The organism is Amycolatopsis sp. NPDC088138, from assembly GCF_044741685.1.
GTDB lineage: Bacteria > Actinomycetota > Actinomycetes > Mycobacteriales > Pseudonocardiaceae > Amycolatopsis.
In genome coordinates this window covers 36,122-60,249 of sequence record NZ_JBIUTB010000010.1, presented here as the reverse complement: position 1 = coordinate 60,249, position 24,128 = coordinate 36,122, and the positions used below count along the sequence as shown (strand labels likewise).

Genomic DNA, 24,128 nt, shown 5'->3' with positions numbered 1-24,128 from the left:
TCGACACGCAGCGGGACTGGCAGAGCAAATCGCAGGGACAGGTCCGCATGACACCGAAACGGTGCGGAACGCGGCTGATCGGGGTCTGCTGTCACTCTTTCGTGCACCCCGAGGTCACCTTGTTGGGGACTCGGATCATGAGGCCCGCGGCGGCATAGTTGACCCTTGATGACGCCGCACACCTGTAACCCAGCCTGGAGCGACGCCGAACGCCAGGTCCGTGCCTGGGCCGCGCGCACGGGCCTGGTCACCGACGACACCGGCGCGCGGCGGCTCGCCCGCCAGGGCCAAGGCCGCCTCGCGGGCTGGCTGGCCGCCGAGGCCGGCCCGCCAGAGCTGGCGTTGCTGGCGCAGTGGGGCGCGTTCATCGCAGTGGTGGACGACGAATTCGACCAGCACGGAGCGCCCCTGGAACAGGCAAAGGTGTTGCTGGGTCAGCTGCTCGACGTGCTCGACGGCGCCAGCGGGATCGGGCATCCGGTGGCGGCGGTGCGCGCGCTGGGCGATCTGTGGCCCCGCACCACCGCCTCAGCCGTACCCGGCTGGGCCGCGCGGTTCCGCGAGCGCTACCGGCAGTTCGCCGAGGCCACGTGCACCGAATTGAGGCTGCGGCACTCGGGCAAACGTCAAGGCCTGACCGAGTATCTGGCGCTACGTCGGCACACCATCACCGCGCTGCCCGTGCTCGACCTGGTCGAACGCGCATTGCCCGACGCTCCCGCGCTGGAGGAGCTGCGGGAGATCACCGCGGACATCATCGCGTGGACCAACGATCTCGGCTCCGCGCAACGGGAACTGAACGAGGGCACTGAGAACCTGGTCGGCGTGCTGGCCCGGGACCAGCAGTGCGGATTACTGGAGGCGGCCGCCACGGCCCGTGTGATGCTCGCCGACCGGATGGCCGACTTCGACCGGGCCGCCAGCACCGCACGCGCGGAGCTGATCCGGCACGTGCGGGACGGATCGCTGGCCTGGCAACGGGAAACCCACCGCAACACCGCCGACGCCGTCCCCGTCGACGAGCAGGAGCGCGGCGTGGAGGCGCTCGCGCGGCATCTGAGCATCGCGGTGGACGCGACCGGCACCCTGGACGATCGGTGCGGCAGCCGGGTACTGGAGAGCGCGCTGCTACTGTCCTTGTTGCGCACCAACGGTTCTTATCGGCAGGAGCAATGTCTGCTGACCGAGTTCCTGCGGGCAAGACGGCCCGAGGCCGACGAGATCGAAGGCCTGCTCATCGACGCCTGTCTCGAACCCGAGCGCACCGCCGACCACGCGCTGGACCGTGCCGCGGCCCTGTCCCTGGCAGTGAGCCGGGGCACGGCCGGGCGTGGGCGTCTCAAGACCGTCATGCTGCGGACCGTGCTGCACCTGCTGTGCGGCTCGCCGCTGGACCACCGGGACGCGCCGCCGCCGACGTCACCGGACGGCATCACGACCTTCACCGACGTGCACCTGCTGGCCACCCGGATCGTGCACGCGCATGCCTGCGGGCGGACACACACGGTCACCGACGCCGAACGTGAACGCCTGGTCTCGCTGATGTCGTCGGGGTGCAACAGGGTGTTGTGGGAGGCCAGCGCCACCACGCACCTGCTCGGCCTGCACGCGATACAGACCTTCCGCCCCGCCGCGGTCGCCGACGGCCTGCTGCGGCTGACCCTGGCGCTCAACGCTGACGGCGGTCTGCCGTTCCTGGACAGCCAGGATTTGTGGCTCACCGCCGTGGCGGGACTGGCTTTTCTCGACGACGGCACAGTGCGGCGGTACACGCCACGGATGGCCGACCTGGTGGCGTCCTGGCAAGCCCCGGACGGCGGCTGGCCTTTCGCCACCGGCATGCAGCAGACCGATGTGGACACCACTACCCGCTGCATGGAGTTCCTGCACGCCGCCGACCCGGTCAGGCACCGCACGGCGCTGGAGCGGGCCACCGCCTATCTGACCGCGATCGCTGATCCCGGCGGCGGATTCCCGACCTGGGTGCGCGGCGACGCGCCGGACCTGGACATGACCGCCGGCGCGATCCTCGCGCTGGCGCCGGATCCGGACCGCCATCGCGAATTGCTCGCCGCCGCGGCCGAGTTCGTTCTGGACTCCCAATTGTCCGACGGGTCCTTCGAACCCAGCTGGACGGTCAGCGAGTCCAGCGTCATCCTGCGTGCACTCGACGCGCTGCACGCTATTCCCGCGCCGAGCACCGCACTGGCCGCGCGGATCGCTGCCGCGACCGCTCGCGCAGTGATGCGGCTGCACACGACGCAGCACCCCGACGGCGGTTGGGGCCAGATCCCGGACCGGCCCAGCGACGTGCTGTCCACCGCGCAGGCGGTACCGGTCCTGGCCAGGCACGGCAATCCGGCGGACGTGGCCGCCGCCGTCGCGTTCCTGCTGGACCGGCAGGATGCCGACGGCGGGTTCACCTCGCTGCCCGACCAGGTCGGGCCGCGGCCCCTGCCCTTCGACTACCCGGTGCTCACCGACGTCCATACATTGGCCGCGTTGCACCGTGCCGGCGTGCCGGCCATGTCCCGGCGCCGCCGGTCCCGCGGCCGGTCTCGCTATGCCGAGCTGGACGCGCGCATCCAAGGTGTGGTCCTCGAGCCTGGGCACGCCGCGTTCGAGCAGGCCCGGCTGCTGGTCAACCAGCGCTACGACGTCATCCGCCCGCAAGCCATGGCCTATCCGGCCACGCCGCAGGACGTCGTGGAATGCGTGCGTTTCGCCCAGGAATTCGACATTCCGTTGGCCCTGCGGTCCGGCGGGCACAGCTACGCCGGGTACTCCACCGGCCCCGGCGTGGTGCTGGACGTCAGCTCCCTCAACGCCACCGACGTCGGTGGCGGCCGGGCGCGGATGGGGGCCGGGGTGAAAGGCATGCAAGCCCATCTTGCGCTGGCCGCCGCCGGTGCGGGCCTGCCGCTGGGCCGCTGCCCCACGATCGGACTGGCCGGGGTCACCCTCGGCGGCGGGCTCAGCGCGTTCACCCGCGCCTGGGGCCTGGCCTGTGACCACCTGGTCAGCGCGGAGATCGTCACCGCCGACGGCCGGCTGCGCCGCGTGGACGCCGAGCGGGAACCTGACCTGTTCTGGGCGCTGCGCGGCGGAGGCGGCGGCAACTTCGGCGTGGTCACCGAACTGGAGTTCGCCACCGAGGACGTCCGCGACCTGACCTTCACTCGGTTCCTGCTGGCCTGGCCCAGCGCCGACCTTCCCGCTGTGGTGCGGGGTTGGTCGGCGTGGAACACCGATCCGGCCACTCCCCGGGAAGTCTGGAGCGCAGTCGAGCTGCTCAGCGATCGGGGTGGTCCGGCCCCGCCCACGGTGACCGGCACGTTCATCGGCACACCCGCCGAGCTGGATCCCGTGCTCGATCGGCTGGTCGCCGCGATCGGCCGGGCCGAGGCCCAGCGGGTGACGCTGCCCTGCGGCTACGTGCAGGCCGCGTCCGAAGCTGAACGTTGGGGTGGCGGCACCTGGGGCGCTCGCGTGGCCTTCGCGGCCAAGTCGCATGTTGTCCGCGGCCCGGTCGGCGCGGCGGCGGCGACCGCGTTGGCCGGCTCGGTGGCCGCCATCCCCGCCGGTGGCGGGGCGAGCGGCCTGCTCATCGACGGCATGGGTGGCGCGGTCGCCGACCGCGCCGCGACCGACTCCGCGTTCCCGCACCGGACCGCCGCCGGCGTCGTGCAGTACCACTGTTACTGGGACCAATTCACCCCCGCCGACGACGTGACCCGGCGTTTGCACTGGTTACGCGGGATCCACGCGGTCATGCAGCCGCATCTGGGCACCGGCGGCTACACCAACGGCATGGACCCCGAACTCGCCGACTGGGCCGTGGCGTACCACGGCGAGAACTACCCGAGGCTGCAACAGGTCAAGGCCGTCGTGGACCCCGGGAACTTCTTCACCTTCCCCCAGGCCGTCACTGCGTCCGATACCTGACCCCTGCACAGCAATGGGTCCAGGCCCGCCAAGGAGAGACCGCCCGTTCTTCTGGCTGTCGGTCGGCAGCAGGTCCGGTTGTCGCCCCGCAGGTGGGTGTCGTCGAAATTCCCGGCAAGCTTGGTGGTGAGATGCTGCCCGGTGTGTCGCGGCTTCAGTTGCTCTCGGACGACCAGTGAGCCTGGGGCGAGGACCTGCTCCCCGGTCCGCACCGGCAAACAAGGCAGACCGTTCTCCGATGCCAGGTCGATGGTCGATGGGATCATTTACCGCTATCGCTGCGGGATCGCGTGGCGTGACGTGCCCGAAATTTCGTCCCTGGCAGACGATCTGGACCTGGCATCGCCGGATGGCCGGCGACGGGACCTGAGACGCTCTTCCCGCCGTTTCCGCGCGGCACCTGGAGCCCTTGCGACCGTGAGCGTCCCGCATCCGATCCCTATCGGACCAGACCTGCCCAGCTCGAATGCACGATGGAGTGAAGACTGGTTTGCCTATAGGCCAACATGTCAGAAGCAGCTGAATGCGAGCAGCGGCCGGTCCGGACCTCGTCCTCTGCTTGTCCAAGGCCGAAAGAGCACAGGCCGAGCGGTCGTGGCGGCGTGATGCGATCCTCGCGCACCGGCTGGCTCGGGGGTTGTCGGGCCGACTCCCGGCGCCGTCCCCGGCGACTACCCCGCGGCGCATCATCCAGGCCGCGGTTCGAGACGCCGGCGGGCGCGACGTCGGGTGCACGTCTCGAGGCGAGCTGACCGAGCCACCTGTGGCGGTCGCGATCGGCGATGGGGCTGCGTTGCCGGTGGTTAGCTGGGCCGGTCCCTGGCTGTACCGCCTTGCCCCTCAAGCCGGGAATTCGACGGGGTGGCGCGGGTGCAGGTCGTCGTCGTCGCCGACGCGGACGCCGACCGCGATAGAGCACTGATCTTGGCCGTTACGCTGGACCAGAAGCCACAGTGGACGGTCGACGGGGTCTACGACTGACCGGCCTGAAACCGTCCGATGGGCTGCACTCGTTCGGGTGGTTGCCCGAGTTTTGCCCTGTTGTGTGGCCAGTCTTCCCGACACTGAACGTCAGAACAGGACGAGCCAGAGGCGAACGGGGCACATCGTGGGCGTACTGCTGAGACCGACCCCCAACATGGGCGCCTGGGCCGTCGAGATGTTCACCGACCGCACGTGCCTTCGCCGGATGGCGCCCGCCGACACCACAGCCTCCGGCGCAGGCGCAGCCAGGTCTGCCGATGCCGCGCAGGACGACGTCACGCTGCCCGAGCTGGACATCGAGGCGGTGCCGTCAGATCGAGGCTTCGGGTTCGAGACCACTGACCTCGAACCGGTGATCGCCACCCTCGACCAAGTCCTCGACGACCCCCTGTACCTCGACTACATCGGCCGGGTGAACGTCGACCTCGGCCGATGGGCTGGTCCGCACGCCGAGGACGGCTGGATCACGATCGACGGCCCGGTCATCGACGCCACCACTCGGATTCATGACCGCACGGTCGAGCTGAGCTACGTCCACGTCGCCGAACTGCGGCTGAAGTTGGTCGAGTTTGCTGACGCGCTCGCGGCCGACGACACCTCGTGGTGACCACCAATGCAGGTGAGAATTGCTCGGACACAAGGAAAACGCAGCTGTCGATCGTGGCCACGATCGCTGCCCGCTCATGTCGGACGGTAGCTGCCGGCGCCTGGCCGAAGTCCTACCTTCAGCGATCGCGTGACGCAGTTCGATGCACGCAGGGCGGAGCGGCGCGCGGGTAGGGAACGCGGGCTCGAAAAGCCTGGGCGATACCTCCGGCTGGCAGCGGTGCGGTCCAGGTGTAGCCGGGCATGCGAACGCGGGCCGCGGCGACCAGCGCGCGCCCATAGCCGAGCCGGCGATATTCGGCGGCGACGTGGACGTAGTCGAGGATCGCGGTCCGGCAGGCCGGGCAGCAGGTGATCGTGACGGTCCCGACCGGACTGTTGTCCAGCCGTAGTTCGATGCGCCCGGTCAGCACGCCGGCGGTAGGTGGGTGCGTCGCGAGAACGAGTCCGTGTTCCGGCGCAGTCTCGGGTGGGTGCTGGGTGGTGATCTCGAGGTGGGCCCATTCGGCGAGGCGGCGTTGGTGCGGCTCGCGGGCTTCGATGAGGCGACAGGTTTCGCAGAGTTGTGCACTGCTGGTCGTGACCGGATGATCTTGCGCGATGAACACCAACCTCTAGCAGGTAGTCCTCACCCGCGTCGAGCTGCCAACCGCGACACCACAGCCGCCGTTCTTGCACGCCCTGCTCGACGGGCGCGTCGACTGGTTGCGGCAGGAGCAGCTGACCGACGGCACGCCCCCCAACATGATTCAGGGTGTCCTGTGGGGAAACCCCGAACAAGTTCCCTGTCAACAGCTCACGTCGTGCTGCTGACGGCCAAGACTCAGTCCACCGGGTGGTGTGTTCACCAAGGGGTACGCGAGATTGGTATGGCGTACCCCTTGGTTGTCGGTCGGCGTGGTCACCTCGTCTGGGCGTTGGGCTCGAGGAAACTCCACCCGAGGCCGCAAGCGACGTAGGCGCGGCCCGGATCTCCCTGCCTCTCCCAGGCGCTGTAGAAGTTGGAGTAATCCCAGCTGCCAGTGGGCGTGAGGTACTTGCAGCGGGCCACAGCCCGGTACTGCGTGCCCGACGCCGACGCGTAGCAGTACGCGCTCGTCCCGTTGCCCGACTGTTCGGCAGAGCAGTAGGCGGGGGCGGCGGACGCCGGCGACGCCAGGGAAACGGCCACCCCGACAGCGGTCAACGTCGCGGCGATGGTGAGCTGGGCGATCCGGGTTCTCATCGATCCTGCCTTCCGGTGGTGTGGATGGGTTCACCGCATCCACACCCGCGAGCCTGGGTGGGTTGATGTGCCAGCTGGTGCATCACCCGAACGGGGCAGGAGCGACCGGTGCGCGATGTTGGACCGGCCCTAGCGGGCGACGTTCCTGGGGCTGCACGCGCTGGGTTTGCGCCTGGCCTGCTGCGCCGGGCACGGTGTCGTAGTCGCCGAACGCGGCTCGCGCGCGCCGAGGTCGACCTGGCCCGCCGGCAGACGGTGTCCGGGCCCTACCGGCTGTGGGACACCGTCGAGCACGCCGCTGCGGCGTTCGATGACTCGGCCACCGGACACCCACCCCGCCTCTGCGTGACCGCGCTGAACGCGGTCTGCAAGCAGTACGTGTGGCTCAAGGACTCGGACGGTGAGCACTGCTGACTGCTGTTCCCCGACCGCTCGTCCTGAGCGGTCGGGGCCCGTTTTCGAGTCGCACCCGGCCGAGCTCCGCCGCGACGCCGATGTGACGGGCTTTGACCCGGAGGTTGCGCCGACCGCTGCGCTCTGGCTGTCGACCGAGCCGAGTCTCGACATTCATCCGCCTGCTGGGCACGCGGCGCGGCCGTGGCCGGGCACCGCAACGCCCGCTGGCACGATCCGGCGGCGACCAGCGTGATGTCGGACCGGACGGCGGTCCAGCTGCGGTGGTCTGTGGACGGCACGATGGTGGTCTGTGGGCGGGTCGTGCTGGCCGCCAGGTCGGGTACCGGCCTTACACTCCGACCACCTGCCGCTGGTCGGCCCGACCGCCGACCGGCGAGTCCTGCTGGCCACCGCGACCTACCGCTGCGGCGTGCTGCTCGCGCCGCAGCTGACCGACCTCATCTCCGACGAGATCACCGAACTCGGCTCCCTGGCCACCCATCCCTACCGAGCGGACCGCCCGATCCCCCATTTCCTCAGTTGAGCGACCTGCTGACCCCGGCGACCCTGGACGGACTCGCCGACCACCTCCCAGCCCAGGTCGTGCGCGCCGGTGGCACGCTGCTTGCTGCCGAGGAAGGCACCAAGCAGACTCTTCCTCGGCCTCAAAGCCGGTCGGCGGGTGGTCAGCAGGATTCAGCTCTCCAGCGCCCGCCGGCGCAGGCGATACCCGTCACTGTCGGCGTGACTCGAATCCCGAGTTCGGCGAACAGGCGAATGCGGGACTGCCCATGGAGCAAGGTGCGTGTTGCGCTGATCAACGACGGGTGGGCCAGTCCGGTGAACAGTCAAAGGGACCGTCGGATCCGAGCAGATGTTCACCTTCCCATGAGGAGCATCGTACGTGGCCGCTCGCACGGGCATCCTTCGGATTCACGACGTCCGCAGAGGACCATTCGAGTGAACCGGGTCGAATCGTCTCAACCTCATGATTGCGCCGGGCGTGCTGGGCGAGGAGCCGGAACGAGCCGGGCTCCGCCTTGCTGGAGGGAACTCGTATGTCTCCTGCCGCATTCGTGGCGCGCGGCTGTCCGGCTGATCCACGTCGGAGCCGACCATGATCGCGCGTTCGCGGTGGTCGAGAACGCTCGCGCTCATCGCGGCGGTTCTCGCCGCCGCGGTGGTGCCCGCGACGGCGACCGCCGACACCGCCGTGCCGTCCGAACCCAGGGCCTCCGATTTCAGCCCGGCCGCGGCCGGGGACCGGGTCCAACGCTCAGGCACGCTTTCCCATGACCTGACCGGGGACGGGATCCCGGATCTGCTGGCTCGCCAACCTGATCTGAACAACGGGTCGATGTGGGTTTACCCGTCCAGGGGGAAGCTGCAAGGCCTTTCGACCCTGGGCGCCAGGACATTGGTGGCGACCGGCTGGAACATCTACAACTGGGTCGGCACTGCCGAGATCACCGGCGATAACGAGGAGTACGAGACTGTCCCGGAGCCCCCGGCCGACGTGCTCGTGCGACGCGCGTCCGACGGCGCGCTGCTGGTCTACCCGCACAGCGGGAAACTCAACGGCACCAGCACCCTCGCCGCCACACCGATCGTGGTGGGCCGCTCGGGCTGGAACGCCATGTATTCGATCAGGCTCGCGGACGTCACCACGGATGGGTTCGACGACATCGTCGCCATCGACAACCAGGACAAGATGTGGGTCTACCCCCACAGCGGCACCTTCGACGGCCTGAACACCTTCAAAGCCCGCGTCCAGGTCCGAACAGGACGGCCGTTATGGGACATGAACACGAACTGGAGCCGGGAGAACCCGGACATGATCGCCGCTTCGATCGCCACCGGCCGGCTCACCGCGTGCAAGCACACCAATACGTTTGACGGCCTCAACACCTTCGCCACCGACGCCGCGAACTGCCCCGATCTCGCACCAGCCGGCACCTTCGGCGGAGACACCACGACGTGGATCTCCCTCATCGACGCCAACGGCGACGGCCGCGACGACGTACTTAAACGCACCACCAGCGGCGCCCTCATGCTCTACCCCTTCCGCGGCTGGACCGCCAACGCCGCTCTGGGCACCCCGGTTCAGATCGGCAGTTCGGGCTGGAACGCCATGGACCTGATCACGTGAGGACGGCAATGAGAAAACGCACCCTGAAACTCGCCGGCGTGCTCACCCTCGCCGCAACCCTGCTGATCTCCCCACAGACTGTGTCGGCTGACACCGGTGCCCAAACCACTGCGCAGCCAGCTGCTGCCTCCTACACCTATGAGTCGCGGATCGATGACGCCGACCTTCCGACCGACCCCGTCACCTTCGACGAATGCGACCACCAGCACACCAGCAATGAAACTTTCTGGTATAAAAATCGGTACAATATCTGCCAGAGTCGCGCACTTGACGTGGTCAATTATGCATTAAGAAACGGCGTCCTCGTAAAAGTGGGAACGGTGCACTTCGGCTATACGTTCATCGGGGTTGCCACCGATAAGGCAAGCGAAATCAAGTTCAGTATGCGAGTGAAGTACTTGGGTACGGACGGCGAACTTGTTCCCGAATATACCCTGACGTTTTTATTCGATTGCGTCAACGCCGACGAGGAACGCGTCAGTACCTGCGACTATGTGCACGCCCCGATTGTCAAGCCGATCGGCATGTGGGCGGCTCCCGGCGGCGACACGCCTTTCAGTTGGACCGCGACCGCCGCCACCACCTCCGTCCCGCCCGACGACGCCACGCATAGGTATCACGACGAGTATCGCGGGTCTTTCCTCTTCGGAGTCACATCAATAGTAAGTGGCGGAGGTGTCACAACTCCGAACCCTCTCGGGCCTGAGAAATTTCGCTGCGACTCGGCGACGTACGCCAATCGCGGCAGTCGCTGCGTCTTCACTGGCGTAGTGCCGACGATGCTCTTCGATCTGAACAATGAAGAGTACAAGGAGTCTTCCCTGTTCATCAAGGCAGCTCAAGAACTCCAACCTGACATCATCAATATCAATCCGCAACTCAAAGGGAAGAAGGTGCCGGGTCGTTTCAACGAGAGCAAGCTAAGCTACCTGTATTCCGGATACGACACTGGCAACTCAAAGAAGGGTTCAAGATCGAAAATCCGACGTGTCTGTAAAGCAAGCGTGACAACTGGTCCCTATACCAAGGATGAGAACGGGAACCCTCGGCAATGTGATGAGTACCCATTCGCAAGCACCTACCAAAACGCGGCCAAGGTCAAGGAGGCCAGCGGGTGGAGTTTCGCGGCCAAACCGATCGCGGCTGATCACAACGGCAAGGGGGGCAACATGATGGCCAGCTGGTACGGCCGCGAACACATGCTCGACGGCGACGAGTTCTACGTCGTCGTGCGCTGACCAGGCATATCGACGGAGACGCAGGTGGCTTTGCGGCCATTGCTGCTCTGTTGAGCTCGGCGCGGCCGATGGCTCCGCCTGTCTATCGCGCTGATGGACGGCGGCAACTGGCTGCTGATCACGCTGGTGAAGGCCTCTGGTCAGCCGCTTTCTGTAAATGTAGAGCAACCGCAATATCCGCTGCTAGAATGCCGCTGGCTGTATTCGCGGTGACGAGAGGGGATCGAGAATGGGCAATACACGCGGCCGACGCCGGGGTGTAGCGGGCACGGCAGGCCGATTCAGGCGAGTCAAGGCTGTTGCAGCCGTGGCCGCGACCGCAGCAGCCGCCTTTCTCGCCGTGGCGCCGACCGCCTCGGCGACTATGAAGTTTCCGCCTGGCCCCTGGGTGGAGGTTTACCACAGTTCCGGCACCTTGGTCGGCAGGCTTCACGGGGACATGAACTGGTCGGCCTCCTTGAGGACGGTTACCTTCAGCCCCCAGGACTTTTACGTCAGGGCCGGTGAGTGTGTGTACGTGGTCTACGGCGGCTACCAGAACAACAATCTGGTAGCGAAGTCCCCTAAATATAAGGAATGCGGGCGCGACGGGGCATGGTCGGCCAAATCGATCTCGACGGACACGCCGGGCGGGATCCAGACCGTGATCATTGAACTGACCGACGTGGAACACGGGAACAAAGCGTCCAACAACTGTTGGTACGGCGACCTCCAGTGCACAGACGGGCCCTAACTAGGTTCGCAAACATGTACAAGTGATTCCTTAAGCTTGTTTCATATGTGAGCAGTAGACGGGATTGCCGAGCTGCATGTTCTCGGGCAGGTGCTGCGCGGTCCAGAATGCGCGCGGTGGCCGACGTGCCGGTGTCGGTGGTGGCCCAGCGGTAGCTGGGGCGGTGGTTGAGCGCTGCGAGGACCAGCGCAGTGCCGAATCGGCGAAGGCGGTACGACGGGTTGACCTGGATTCGGGTGATGAAGCCGCGCTGGTCGACCGCGCACATCGCCACGCCAAGGATCCCGACGCTCTGGCCGTGCAGTTCGATGACGACCTCACCGATCGCCGCTGGCTGGCTCGATGGCCGGGCCCGGACGACGAGTCCGGCCCAGTCATCGGGTGGCTGGTGGGTGAGTCGGAGGTCGAGTTCGAGCCACGTTGCCCGGTCCGCGTGGGCTTCCAGGCAGGAGTTGCAGCTGGTGGTGTGCGGCCTGAGCGAGTGGTCGTAGCTGACGGTCTGTCCGCTCACCGCCAGGTGATGCTTGCGGTTCAGGCACCGCGCGTGCGTACCTGCGGGGCGGACCGGCAGCCCGCTGTCGGTGCCCGGGCTGTGCCCGCCGCCCTTCATCGTGGTCAACGGTCACGTTCGAACCAGGCCCAGAAGCAGAGGGTGCCGTGCAACCGGTACCGGTGACTGTAGGTGCGGGTCATGCCGTAGTGAGTCAGGTACTCCCCGCGCGAGCACTGCACGGGGACGCCAGCGGCGGGGCGGATGGGCAGGAGGTCGCCGTACTCGCCGCGGGCGCCGGAGCGCGGACCGCCGACTGTAGGGTCCCGCCGCTGATGACATGTGGGTGTCCGATGACCTGTAGGTGTCTGGGCTGTCTCACGGTGACATCACCATGATCAGTCTCACATGCCATGACACTTCCTCAAGTGTCCTCGCTCCGGGAGAAAGTCCCAGAGTAGCTGGGCGTGCTCAGGGTTGCCCCCTTCCATCGTCGTCGGCGGCGCGTGGGGCGGCTGTTGTCGCGAGCTGGTTGCACATGCGTTCGGCGTCGGCGGTGCGGTGTTGGGCGTCGTACAGCTGTAGGGCGGCGTGCCAGGTGCGGCGCGCCTCAGCGGCGTGGCCGAGGGCGCGGTGGGTTTCAGCGAGTCGTGCCAAGCTGTTCGCCTCTTCGTAGGCGTTGCCCAGCTCGCGGAAGCCGGTGATGGCTTGCCTGTAGGAGCTCAGTGCTCGGGTGTGTTCGCCGGTGCGGTCGGCGATGTAGCCGAGGCTGTCGAGCGAGGGGGCCACGACGTCTTGGATGCCGTGTCGGCGGGCTAGGGCCAGTGCGGCGTCGCAGTGCTGGAGGGCCTGTTCGTACCAGCCCAGCTGCGCCTCGCACCAGCCGACGGCGTTGAGTGCGAGCGCCTCCCAGCTCGGATTGTCCAGCTGCTGGACAATCCGTAACGCGGCGAGGCCGTGTTCGAGGGCCTGTTTGTGGTCCCCTTCCTGGGCCCATGCCCAGCTCAGGGAGCTTTGGGTGTGGGCCTGCGGACGCAACTCTTGTGTTTCTTCGGCGAGCGTAAGGGCGTGCTGCAGATGACGCACGGCATCGGCGTGCCGTCCCAGGCGGGCGTTGGCGCTTCCGAGGTAGCGCTCGGCCAGACACCGGCCGGCGAGGTCACGCAGCTCGACGGTCGCCGCCTGGCCGAGCCGCCACACCGCCAGGTTGTCGTCGAGATGGCCGCGCCGGTGCTGGTACGAATGCAGCGTCCACGCAAGCTGCCATACGCAGGTGTGCCACTGCCGCTCGGCGGCGAGCTGCTGGACGGTCAGCAGGTTGTGACGTTCGGCGTCGAACCACGCGAGCGCCGCCGCCTGGTCGGCCGGCGCCGGGATGGAGTAGGTGGCCGTGGGGGTCTGGAAACGGATCAGCGGGCGGTCCGGGTCCAAGCGCTGGTTGGCGACGAGGGCGGCCAGGGTGTAGTAGCCGACCAGCCGTCGCAGCGCGGCCTCCCGATCCGCGGCGGTGTCGACGTCGTCCGCGGTGGTGCGAGCGTGGATGCGGAGCAGGTCGTGCAGCCGGTACCGGCCGGGACGGGGTTGCTGGAGCAGATGGACGTCGAGCAGCTCCTCCAACGCCCGTTCGGCCGCCTCGGCGTCGGCCTCGACCAGTGCCGCAGCGGCGAAGACGTCGATGTCCGGGCCAGGGTGGAGCCCGAGACAGCGGAACATGCGTTGCCGGGGCTCACTGAGGTCCTGATAGGACAGTGCGAACGCCGCAGCGACGCTGCGGTCTCCCGCGGTGAGCTCGTCGAGTCCGCGCCGCCGGTCGCGCAACCTGTCGGCCAAGTGGCGAATGGTCCACGCGGGCCGGCTACGCAGGCGCGCGGCTGCCACCCGGATCGCCAGCGGCAGGTCGCCGCATTGTGCAACGACCTCGTCGGCCCCACGGGGATCCGCATTGCTCCGGTCGTCATCGACGATGCGGTTGAACAGGTCGACGCCATCGGAGCGCGGCAGCACACCGAGCGACAGGCTCCGGGTTACGTCCAAGTCCACCAGCCGCCGCCTGCTGGTGACCAGCGTCAGGCATCGGGCGCCACCCACCAGCAACGGCTGGACCTGGGCCGTGCCGGCGGCGTTGTCCAGTACCACGAGAGCGGCGCGATGGACCATCTCCGCGCGCCACCGCGCAGCCCGGTCCGTCAGCCGGTTGGGAATCTGCCCGCCCGGTACGCCGATCTCGCGGAGCAGCACGTCGAGTGCGGTCATCGGGTCGATCGCGTCCCGTTGGGTGTGTCCGTGCAGATCGATCAACAGCTGGGCATCGGGGTAGCGGTCTGCCACGTGATGAGCGAGGTGTACGGCGAGGCTGGTCTTGCCGACTCCGGCCATGCCGTCGATCGCGAGGATCACCGCAGCCGTGGTGGGGCCACCATCGCCGGTTGTTGTGCTGGGCAATGCCTCGAGCAGCCGGGCCATCTCCGTCTCGCACCCGGTGAAGTCCGTGATGTCCCGGGGGAGGGAGTTGCGCCCGACGGGGCCTTCGCCCTGCAGCTCGGCTGAAGCGGTGAGCTCGGGGTCCGATCGCAGGATCCGCCCGTGCAGCAGGCTCAGCTGCGGGCTCGGGTCGACGCCCAGCTCGTCGATCACGATGCGACGGGCCGCGTCGAACACCCGCAGCGCTTCGGCGCTGCGCCCGGATCGGGCGAGCGCGAGCATCAGCTGACTAGTCAGCCGCTCCTCGAGCGGATGTTCCCGGGCTCGTGCGGCGAGCTCGGGCAGAATGCGCGCGTGCTGGCCGAGCCGCAGGCGCAGGTCATTGCGATCGAGCTCGGCGCCCAGCCGTTCCCGGCTCAGCTCGCCACGAAGTTCGATGAGCCAGGGCAGGTCCAGGTCCGCGAACGCCTCACCTCGCCACAGTCGCAGCGCCTGGTCCAGCAACGAGGCCGCTCGCTCGTCCGCGGCGTCGTGAGCCTCGGCGAGCAGCAGCCGGAACCGGTGCAGGTCGACCGACTCCGGGGCGGTCGTCAGCACGTAGCCGGCTGGCCGTCGAGTGATGACGACCTCCTCGGCGGCGCGCGAGAGCACCTGCCGCAGCCGGGTGAGGTACGACGAGAGCGTGCCGCGCGCACGATGTGGTGGCAGAGATCCCCAGACACGATCGATCAACTGCGCGACCGTCACTGTTCGGTTCGCGTCGACCAGCAATGCCACCAGCACGTCCCGCTGCCGGGCGTGACCGACGTCGAGCCATTCCCCGTCCACGAGCACTTCTACGTCCCCGAGCAACCGAAACTCGACTGTCATCAGACCCCCCGCAGAATCCGACTGCTTCCCCGCACTCGAGTTTAGGCGCTTGAGCAGCGAATTCAACGATCTCTCAAACATCGTCCAGCGGCCGCCGCGCACGATGTTCGGGAGGTCGCGACCGGGAGATGCACCTGATACCGGAGAAGAACACGCCCGGTCACCAGCGATCCGTAGGACAGGGGGGAGGAATCCGATGGGCGACACGAAGAACAAGTGACACGAGTGGCTTGGCCGGCGTCGCTGCGCTCACGCTGATGGGCTCGCTGACGCCGGCGATCGGCTCCGCCGAAGCGTCGGTCTGGCCATGCAGGGGCGGTCGGTGCAGCAGCGCCGTCGCGAATGCAGGGCTCCGATGACTGACCCCGAGCTTGATCGCGATGTGGTTCACCGAAAATCCAGCAGGAAACCGCGAAACACGAAAGAGGGAATACAAAAGATGAAATGGGTATCCGTGGCCGTCCTGACGGCCGCGCTCCTGACCGGTCTGACGTCTGCCGCGTCGGCGTCCCCCACGGCCAACGAAGTTCGCAATACAGGCACGATCGGCATCGGTGCCATCGAGGTGTTCGACAATGCCTACAAACATCCCGGTCAGTACGACGACCTGATTCCAGCCGGGCGCTTTTCGGGCTACGCGCACACGGCAGGGCTTTACGTCGGGCCGGGATACTGTGTGAGACTTCGCGGCTGGCTCTACGGGACCGAGCAGAACCCCCCGCCTCCGTCAGGTCTGGCGGACCCTCAGATCCTTGATGGTGGACCAAACGGGAAGCAGTGGATACTCAGTGACGGCTTCGCTGGTTTCGACGCGAGGGCGTTGCCGGCCACCGACCCTGGCTGCGAGAAACCGTAATCCAGCGCCACTATGAATCCGTAAGGCAAATGTGGCGTTACCGGTCCGCGGCGTAGCGGACGGGTGCCCTTCGGAAGAAGGCTTTGACACGGCCGGGCTGGTTCTGGCGGCGTCGGTGGGTGCGTGCGCCGCCGGCCGGTTCGGTCCTGGATCGTGGGGTTGTGGTTGCGGTGACGTGGTGTTTGAGGTCGCCGTTGTGCAGTTCGACGGGGTTGTGCCATCAAATTTGGGACCCTACAGCGGCTGGTTGGCGTCATCGGAAGTCGCGTGAGGGTGCGGTCACCATGGACAGGTCGAGCGCTTCGATTCGGTCGGCGACGAGGGTGACGACGCCTTCGGCGGCCTGGACCCGTCCGCGGATGAGCAGAGCCGTACTGGCTCGGTCGACGAGCCGGTTGCGTTGCCACACTGTTGACCGGACTAAGGAGCGACACGCCGCCCTGAAACCGCAAGTCACTGGACACCTGGCTTGAGACTGCGCGCAGCCAGTGATTGGAGGACTGCATGTGCGCAGCGGGTACGCAGGCGATCGAGCCGGTTCGGTTGCCAAGGTGGGGTCGCGTGGTGCCCTGGTCGACGGTGCCGTGGATGGTGGTCGGGCCGGACAGCGCGGCGGTGCGGCCGATCGAGGTCTACCTGTCGGACTTCGCGGCCCGTCGAACCCAGCCGAGTAGTGTGCGCAGTTACGCCTACGACCTGCTCCCCTGGTGGCGTTGGCTGGTGGTTGTCGAGGTCGCGTGGGACCGAGCGACCTCGGCGGAGACTCGCGGGTTCGTGTTGTGGCTGAAAGCTGCGGTGAAACCGCGGAACCACCCGCGGACGGTGTCTGCCGCGACGGCCGGCGCCGTCAACCTGATCACTCGCAAGTCCTCCTTGGATGATCGATACCGGGCTCGCACGATCCGGCACAGCAACGCGGTGATCCGCAGCTTCTACGAGTTCTGGATCGACACGGGAGAGGGCCCACTGCTCAATCCGATGCCGGTCAACCCGCGTCGCGGCTGGCAGCGGCCACCGCCCGGCGCGGCAGGAGAACGCACCGAGACTGCGGGAACAATCCGCTACAACCCGCGTCTGCCGAAGCGTGCTCCTCGGGCGATGCCGGATGAGCAGTGGAACGCGGTATTCGGTGCCCTGCGGTCCAACCGAGACCGGGCGATCGTCGCGGCCGGGGTGAGCAGCGCAGCCCGGCCGAGCGAACTGCTGGGAATGTCCGGCGTCGATCTGGACTGGGGTGAACAGCTAATCCGCGTGGTGCGGAAGGGCACCCGCGCCGAGCAGTGGCTGCCGGCCAGCCCGGAGGCGTTTGTGTGGTTGCGGTTGTACGTCGCTGAGCTCGGGACCTTCGAGCCGCGGGATCCGTTGTGGCAGACAGTACGTCGCCGCGACCGCGGCGGTGGGCTTCAGCGGCAGCCGTTGAACTATGAAGCGTTGCGCGGAGTGTTCCGGCGGCTCAATGCCGTGCTGGGTACGAACTGGACGTTGCACGACCTGCGGCATACCGCAGCGATCCGGATGTCGCGCGACCCCGGGCTGTCGATGCGGGACTTGCAGACGATTCTCGGCCACGCGCACCTGAGTACGACCGCGGAGGTCTACCTGGTGGAGGACGAGGTGCAGGTGATCCGCCGCGTTGCCGACCATCTGGCCGCCCGGGCGCAGCGACCGCAGGGACCGCCGACGGTGGCGGCGCCGTATGACGCCGAGGACCTGGCTGTCCTGTTCGGAGGAACCGTCTCGTGACTCTCGCAATCCGGGCGCGCAAGAAGTACTGGATGGTCGACTTCGCCCACCTGCTCGAGCGGCCGCGTGCCGGCCGCGGCGATGCGTTTACCGTCGACCAGGTCATGCGGATCCCGGCTCAGTCACCGGTGTGGCGCGCAGGGTTGAAGGAGAACTCGGCGACGCTGAATGAGCTGCGCCGACTGCTGGAGTGGCTGGCGACCCACCCCGGCGCAGGCTGGCAGGAACGCTGGGTCAGCGCCGGCGCTGACCGGGGGCTGGACTGGCTCACCACGGTGACCGATCTGCGCCCGTTCACGCGTGCGGTGCGGGATCCGCGGGTGCGGGCGATCGGCCACCTGTTCCTGGGCCAGGTGATCCTGCCCAGCTACGACGTCCTGCTCGCGTTCCGCGCATGCAAGCTGTTTAAGCACACCCGGATGATCCATGAGCCGGACCAGTTCGCCGCCCTGGCCGCAGCCGCGGACGCCCGCGGCATCAACGACAAGCACCGGTCCCAGGCGATGAAGGCGATTAGCAAGATTGTCCTGCACACCGGCCGCGGCCCGAGTCTGCTGACTCCCGACGATGTCCTGGAAATGTACGGCTGGGCGATGCACCATCCGCGCGCCTCGTCGAGACCCACCGATGGCCTGAACCTGGCCTGGGAACTGCTGTCCGCGGTCGGTGTCACACCCGTCAACAGCCGCCTCCGCCACGCTGTGCTGCTCGGTCAGCGCCCCACCGCCGATCTCGTCGACGACTACGAGATCGCGGCTCCACGGGTCCGGGACGTCCTGATCCGCTACCTCGACGCGCGTCGGCCGGCTGTTGACTACAACTCCTTTCGCGGCGACGTTGCGATTCTCACCGGGGTGTTCTGGTCCGACCTGGAACGCCACCACCCCGGGATCAACACCCTGCAGCTGTCGGCCGAGCAAGCGGCAGCGTGGCGTGAGCGCGCCCGCATCGTCGTACAGACCGACGGAACCCGTCGCCCGCGCACCGACGTGCTGGCCATCTTCACCCGGGTACGCACCTTCTACCTTGACATCCAACGCTGGGCGGTCGAGGACGCGAACTGGGCAGAGTGGGCCGTTCCCAGCCCGGTTCGCCGCAACGACTGCCACGGCTTCGCCAAGGAACAACGCGCGGCCCGTTCCCGGATGCACCAGCGCATCCGGGAACGGCTTCCGCACCTGCTGCTGCTGGCTGACACCGCCCACCGGCTGCATGCCGACGCGGCCGGCCTGCTCACCGCCGCTCAGCAGCACGCCCATGGTGACGAGTTCGAGTTCGCTGGCCGCCAGTACCGCCGAACCCGAATGAACGCGGCACAGCGGACATCGGCAAACGACCGCGGCGCCGGGAACGTCCACCTGCGCGACGTCCTCGGCGTCGAGGACGAGAACATCACGGCCCGCGAAAACGAACGGTTCTGGGCGTGGGCCGCGATCGAGACGCTCCGACACACCGGGCTGCGCGTGGAGGAACTGCTCGAACTGACCCAGCTGGCGATCGTGTCCTACCGCCTGCCCGAGAGCAACGAGCTGATCCCGCTGCTGCAGGTGATCCCGTCGAAGAACAACGAAGAGCGGCTGCTGCTGGTCAGCCCCGAGTTGGCGAGCGTGCTGGCCACGATCGTGACCCGGCTGCGTGACCAGAACGGCGGCGTCGTGCCGTCAGTCCCACGCTACGACCGCTACGAGCGTGAGGTCGGCCCGCCGCTGCCGCACCTGTTTCAGCGGCAGCGGGGCAGCCGGCAAGTCGTGATCAGCGACGGCGGCATCCGCATGCTGATCAACCGGACGCTCGCGATGACCGGGCTGCGCGACAGCCGTGGCGATCCGTTGGCCTTCACCCCGCACGACTTCCGCCGTATGTTCGCCACCGAGGCCGTGGCCAATGGCCTCCCGGTGCACATCGCCGCGCGGCTGCTCGGCCACGCCTCGCTCGACACCACCCAGGCCTACGTCGCGGTGTTCCAGGATGACCTGGTCCGCACCTATCGGGCGTTCCTTGCGCAGCGCCGTGCGATCCGCCCGACCGAGGAGTATCGCTCGCCGACCGAGGAGGAGTGGAGCGAGTTCCAGCAGCATTTCCAGACCCGCAAGCTCGAGCTCGGCACCTGCGGCCGCCCGTACGGGACCCCGTGCCAGCACGAGCACGCCTGCATCCGCTGTCCCGTGCTGCGCGTTGATCCACGTCAGCGTGAGCGGCTGGCAGAGATCGTGCGCAACCTCGGGTGCCGCATCAACGAAGCCCGGATGAACGGCTGGCTGGGGGAAGTAGACGGCCTCACTGTCAGCCTGCACGCGGCGACCGCCAAGCTCGTCGACCTCGATCGCACGATCGCGCGCGCCCGCGACGGCGGGCCGGTCAGCATCGGGATGCCTGTCCTGCGGTCATGACGACGGCCACTCAAGCGGCGTAGCCAAGGTCGCTGGCACCCGTTCGGGAGTGAGCTGCCACGTCGTCAGCTATCGCTGAGCGAAACATGTCGATCTTGGTAGCGACAGTGATAGCGGGCTCCTCCAGGCCGTATCTGGCATTGACTGCCTGGAGCCGCAAGTCGAAAGGCAGCGTCAAGCAGGTAGCATGCGGTTCACGTGGATTGGTTGCCGGATCTACGTTTCGTGCTGTCCCGGATTCCCCGATGATCCGGATTCGCTGACGGTGGCCGTGACCACGATGTGTGGCGACACGCTGCGCAGCTTCTCGCAAGTTTCTTCGAACTCCCGCCCAGGAGATGATTCTGGAACAATTCCCGCTCCGGCGCGCAGCCAGGTTCGGCCACCCTCCTGGAAGAGAGCGCGGATTACCAGTGCGGCATCAAGTCCACCGTGAGAGTCGATTGCCAGTACTGCACCGCCGTAAAGTCCACGCGGAGTGGTTTCGTACTCCTGGATCAATGCATAGGCCTCTGGTCGTGGCCTGCCGATCAATGTCGGAAGCAATGCGATGAACGCGTCCCAAGGGCCCTGTTCGAGAGCAAGGGTCCCTTTCACGATAGACCCGAGGTGCTGCAAGCTTCCTCGCCGTTGCACAGTCATGAAGTCCTGAACGGCAATCGACTCAGGTGTACAGACGGCGGCCATGTCATGGCAGGAATTGCGGACTGCGACAGCGTGCTCGAACACCTCCTTCGAATCTTGAAGCAGTTCGGCCTGGAGCCGGTCGTTCTGCGTGGTGTCACCCGCGACGAAAGCTCGGGTACCGGCCAGCGGCTGCGTCAGAACCAGACCGTCGGGGGACACCTCCGCGATGATCTCCGGGCTGTACCCGGCGGCCCGCACGCCGTCGAGATTGGTCATGAATGACCGGGCAGGGTTGTTGTGACGGCGACCGAGCAGGAAAGTTGCGGGAACATCGACGTCGCCATCGATCGTCACGGATCGGGACAAGACGACCTTGTGCAGTTCGCGAGCGTGGATCTCGTCGATGACATCGGCTACCGCCTTCCGGTAGTCGGTGCCGTCCTCCCGCGTGACATCGATAGGTGTGCCTTGGTGACGCGGTGGCGGCACCGGGATACGCGCGATGTCGGTCAGCCGCCGGACCTCATCCTGGCTGACACCGCGAACGGTGGCCCATCCGTCGATCAGTCGGACCTCGACGCTGGGGATGATCAGGTGCATCAGGATTGCGTCGTCGGCAGCCGCGTTTCCTTGGGCGTCACCATGGCAGAGGTCAAAGGCGGCGATACCGTACGCACACCAATCTGACACATTCACCCGATCGAGCAACGCTGGGATCTCGCCGAGGGGGCGAGGATCACGAGCGACGATGTGCTCGCCGCTGGAGTCCAGCAACACCGAATGGCAGCGGGTAACGATGATCTCGGCGATGCTGCCGGCGGCGAAAGTCCACATTGGCGGTTTTTCGTAGACGACGTAGTCAGCGGGTTCCACCGCTGCGGCGAGCCTGGTCATGACGTGACACGGGTCGCTTCCGATCTTGACCTTTGCCGTGACATAACGATGATCAGAACTTTCGCCAGAGGTGCACTCTAGGTGAACGACCATGCGCCTAAAGTAGCGAAGGGGTGTGGTTGTGTCAGACCGCCATTCGAACGAAATCGCAGCCGCCTGCGGCGCATACAGGTTAACGGTGGCCGGCGTGCGGCTCAGCAGCCCCGGGCGGGTCCGCGGCGCGGAGAGGCCGGGCAAGAGGCAGGGCTGCCACGGGCACGTGTTGTGATCGCAGGCGAGGAATCGCCGGCTTGGTCGTCGCCCCGGTGGCGTACGAGATGACCCAGGCTGGGGAGTCTGCGGCCCTGGACCGCAGACTCCCCAGAGCTACCTATCCTCCGGAGGCTGAACGATCTGCGCGCTTCTATTACCAGATATCACCAGGTGATCACGACGCAGCCGTTACTGCCAGATTTCCCGGTCTCGCCCGGGAGCCCGTCCGATCGCTGGGAGCGGGCTTCTCCACCGGACCCCAGGACGCCGCCGCGCCCGCCGGCACCTGTGCCGGCCGGGCAGGCCGCCGGGACACCCGTGGCCACCTCACCGCCTGCTCCAGAGAGAAACAGGGTGCCCGGCCCGCCTGCGCTGCCGAACGTGATCCGGCCGCTGGAGATGCCGGACGCGCAACCGGCACCGACCAGGCCCTCAGTGCCGGTTTCACGCGCACCGGGCAGGCCTCCCTCGCCCATCGAACCTCGCGAGCCCGGGACAACAGTGCCACCGGCTCCGCCGGAGCCACCTTGGCCGCGGACTCCGCCGGTGGCCCTGACGACGAGGTGGTCACCGGCCTTGCGGGTGATTCCGGACTGCGTTCCCTCCGACCCGGAGCCGCCCGCGGAACCGGCCGACCCGTTCTTCCCTCCGCCGTCGCCGCCGGAGCCTCCCCGGCCTGCCGCGCCGCCCCGGGCCACGTCGATCCGCAGGACGTCGCCACCCTCGACATACAGCGGACACTGGACGACCGTGGCGCCACCTCCTCCGCCGCCGGCGCCGCCGGGGCCACCGGCGGCGGTTCCTCCGCCGCCACCTCCTCCGCCGCCACCTCCGCCAGCACCGGCTGCTACGACATAGGTCATGATCTTCCCGACGCCTTTCGGCACCGTGAAGGTCGAGCTCCCAGGACTGCTGAAGACGCTGCTGCCCCCCGCCGCCTGCGCCTGCGTCGCTGTGACCATGGGAACCAACCCGACAGTCGCAAGGACTGCAGCACCCAGGCAAACCCCCGCGGTCCGAAGCCCGAGCGTCCCAGGAACACGGAATTGCTGTTGTGTCATGCTTTATCAGTAGCAGCTGTCGAGTACGAGACAGATCGACCTCTGCTTGACATCACTCGAAGGAATGATATCGCGGGCTCAGGCATGTAGGTCGCAGCCTGGCCGACGGAACGTGAGCAACAAAGACCCGTTGCCCGAGGGTTGCAGGGAATCTGATCGCGGTGTTAGCCAGTCACTCTCCCAGGCTCCTTCTGGCACAGGTGGCTGGCGCCCGTGGGCTGTCTTGCGACGCGTCTACCTGAGCTGCGTACTGATACATCCTCGGCGAGCCTCTCCAGAATGCTCACAGTGTCCGCCGCATAGACAACGGCCGAGCCTGCCGGGCGGTAATTTATCGAAACCCGGTTCCAATGCCGCCAACGCGGCACGGCTCGACGCGGCCTTGGCCGCGGAAGTGGCCGCGACCTTTCCGAAACAGCGGACCGCGCCGGCACCAGAGCAGACTGCTAGCGTACCGGGGGCACGGCCTGGTGCTCGCGCGATACCAGTCGGCTGGGCGGAACTGATTCTCAACCGCTGTCTCCTCAGCTGTCTAACCGACAGCGATCGTGACCGTGCCTGGGTGGGTGACGGCGAGCCCCCGACTGGCCGACGCGGCCAGGAAGCACATTGCCTCATCATGATCGTCGCCGTGTTCGCCTGACGTCGCAACAGAAGTCGACGTGCGGACATCGCGACCCGTTCGTGCTGACCGACCGATCTGGAGAAGGTGCCGTGCCCGTAGCCACGCGAGTCGATCCCGCCCGCGTCAAGACCCTGGTGGATCAACGTATCGACCCCATCGTCGCGGCCTACCAACTAGCCTCCGGCAGTGAAGGACTCCCGAAAGAGGGCTCCGCGCTGGCCCCCTACGCGGGCCAGTACCAGACCGAACGCCGCAGCCGGACGTCCTGGGACGAACTCACCCTGCATATCGACGGACAAGCCACCATGGTCACCCACGCCAACCAGTTCGGAGTCTCCGACAGCACCGGCTGGGGCGCCTACGCGGTGAGCGCCGACGATTCGGGAACCAGCACGGTGCACGTGCGGCTGATCGACGACGAGTCCCTGCTCGCCACATTCTTGTCCTCCGAACCCCGCTTACCCGGCCGGCTGCGGTCTGGAAAGCCGAGCGACGACGCCGGGATCGTGGTGGTCATCACCGACATGACCACCGAGTTCGATGCTGCCGGTGTCGCGCGGAAGCTGACCGGCACCGGGCCCGACAAGAAACCGTTCACCTTCACCCGAACAGCCTGACCGTCG

At 67.2% G+C, this 24,128-nt stretch carries 15 protein-coding genes; 10 read left to right on the top strand and 5 right to left on the bottom strand.

What is annotated here, in order from left to right; translation table 11 throughout:
- Positions 1-168: 168 nt before the first annotated feature.
- Positions 169-3,945: an FAD-binding protein gene (locus ACIOD2_RS46705; protein ID WP_400552134.1), complete on the top strand. Its 3,777-nt coding sequence runs from the start codon at positions 169-171 to the stop codon at positions 3,943-3,945.
- Positions 3,946-5,134: 1,189 nt separating this feature from the next.
- Positions 5,135-5,536, top strand: a complete 402-nt coding sequence (locus tag ACIOD2_RS46700; protein WP_400552133.1) for a hypothetical protein — start codon at positions 5,135-5,137, stop codon at positions 5,534-5,536.
- A 118-nt stretch (positions 5,537-5,654) separates the two neighbouring features.
- On the opposite strand, the gene ACIOD2_RS46695 is transcribed toward ACIOD2_RS46700, so the two are convergent.
- A complete protein-coding gene (locus ACIOD2_RS46695) occupies positions 5,655-6,143 on the bottom strand; it encodes a GNAT family N-acetyltransferase (RefSeq protein ID WP_400552451.1) in 489 nt (162 codons plus the stop codon).
- 293 nt (positions 6,144-6,436) lie between these two features.
- Positions 6,437-6,760, bottom strand: coding sequence for a hypothetical protein (locus ACIOD2_RS46690; RefSeq protein ID WP_400552132.1), 324 nt, complete (start codon positions 6,758-6,760; stop codon positions 6,437-6,439).
- Between the two features lie 255 nt (positions 6,761-7,015).
- Here ACIOD2_RS46690 and ACIOD2_RS46685 point away from each other — a divergent pair, with 255 nt between their 5' ends.
- The 4 genes from ACIOD2_RS46685 to ACIOD2_RS46670 all read left to right on the top strand — a co-directional run bounded on the left by ACIOD2_RS46685 (position 7,016) and on the right by ACIOD2_RS46670 (position 11,276).
- On the top strand, positions 7,016-7,174 hold the full coding sequence (locus ACIOD2_RS46685) for a hypothetical protein (RefSeq protein ID WP_400552131.1): 159 nt from the start codon (positions 7,016-7,018) through the stop codon (positions 7,172-7,174).
- Positions 7,175-8,273: 1,099 nt separating this feature from the next.
- Positions 8,274-9,305 (top strand): hypothetical protein, encoded by a 1,032-nt coding sequence (locus ACIOD2_RS46680; protein ID WP_400552130.1) that lies wholly within the window; start codon positions 8,274-8,276, stop codon positions 9,303-9,305.
- An 8-nt stretch (positions 9,306-9,313) separates the two neighbouring features.
- Complete coding sequence (locus ACIOD2_RS46675; RefSeq protein WP_400552129.1) at positions 9,314-10,543, top strand: hypothetical protein; 1,230 nt, start codon at positions 9,314-9,316, stop codon at positions 10,541-10,543.
- 307 nt (positions 10,544-10,850) lie between these two features.
- The gene (locus tag ACIOD2_RS46670) at positions 10,851-11,276 is read left to right on the top strand and encodes a hypothetical protein (RefSeq protein ID WP_400552459.1); all 426 of its coding nucleotides are present in this window, start codon (positions 10,851-10,853) and stop codon (positions 11,274-11,276) included.
- On the opposite strand, the gene ACIOD2_RS46665 is transcribed toward ACIOD2_RS46670, so the two are convergent.
- A complete protein-coding gene (locus tag ACIOD2_RS46665) occupies positions 11,191-11,886 on the bottom strand; it encodes a GNAT family N-acetyltransferase (protein WP_400552450.1) in 696 nt (231 codons plus the stop codon). The genes ACIOD2_RS46670 and ACIOD2_RS46665 overlap by 86 nt on opposite strands.
- Positions 11,887-12,237: 351 nt before the next feature.
- Positions 12,238-15,057 carry a BTAD domain-containing putative transcriptional regulator gene (locus tag ACIOD2_RS46660; protein WP_400552128.1) on the bottom strand — a complete coding sequence of 940 codons (2,820 nt, stop codon included), beginning with the start codon at positions 15,055-15,057 and terminating at the stop codon, positions 12,238-12,240.
- Positions 15,058-15,412: 355 nt separating this feature from the next.
- Between ACIOD2_RS46660 and ACIOD2_RS46655 the strand changes: the two genes are divergently transcribed.
- From ACIOD2_RS46655 to ACIOD2_RS46645, 3 genes are all read left to right on the top strand, one after another.
- Positions 15,413-15,913, top strand: coding sequence for a hypothetical protein (locus ACIOD2_RS46655; RefSeq protein ID WP_400552126.1), 501 nt, complete (start codon positions 15,413-15,415; stop codon positions 15,911-15,913).
- A 561-nt stretch (positions 15,914-16,474) separates the two neighbouring features.
- The gene (locus tag ACIOD2_RS46650; protein WP_400552125.1) at positions 16,475-17,656 is read left to right on the top strand and encodes a tyrosine-type recombinase/integrase; all 1,182 of its coding nucleotides are present in this window, start codon (positions 16,475-16,477) and stop codon (positions 17,654-17,656) included.
- A complete protein-coding gene (locus ACIOD2_RS46645; protein ID WP_400552124.1) occupies positions 17,653-20,046 on the top strand; it encodes a tyrosine-type recombinase/integrase in 2,394 nt (797 codons plus the stop codon). The genes ACIOD2_RS46650 and ACIOD2_RS46645 overlap by 4 nt, the downstream gene beginning before the upstream one ends.
- A gap of 216 nt (positions 20,047-20,262) precedes the next feature.
- Here ACIOD2_RS46645 and ACIOD2_RS46640 read toward each other — a convergent pair whose 3' ends face one another.
- Positions 20,263-21,567, bottom strand: a complete 1,305-nt coding sequence (locus ACIOD2_RS46640) for a salicylate synthase (protein WP_400552123.1) — start codon at positions 21,565-21,567, stop codon at positions 20,263-20,265.
- 2,027 nt (positions 21,568-23,594) lie between these two features.
- Here ACIOD2_RS46640 and ACIOD2_RS46635 point away from each other — a divergent pair.
- Complete coding sequence (locus tag ACIOD2_RS46635) at positions 23,595-24,122, top strand: hypothetical protein (protein WP_400552122.1); 528 nt, start codon at positions 23,595-23,597, stop codon at positions 24,120-24,122.
- Positions 24,123-24,128: the final 6 nt, after the last annotated feature.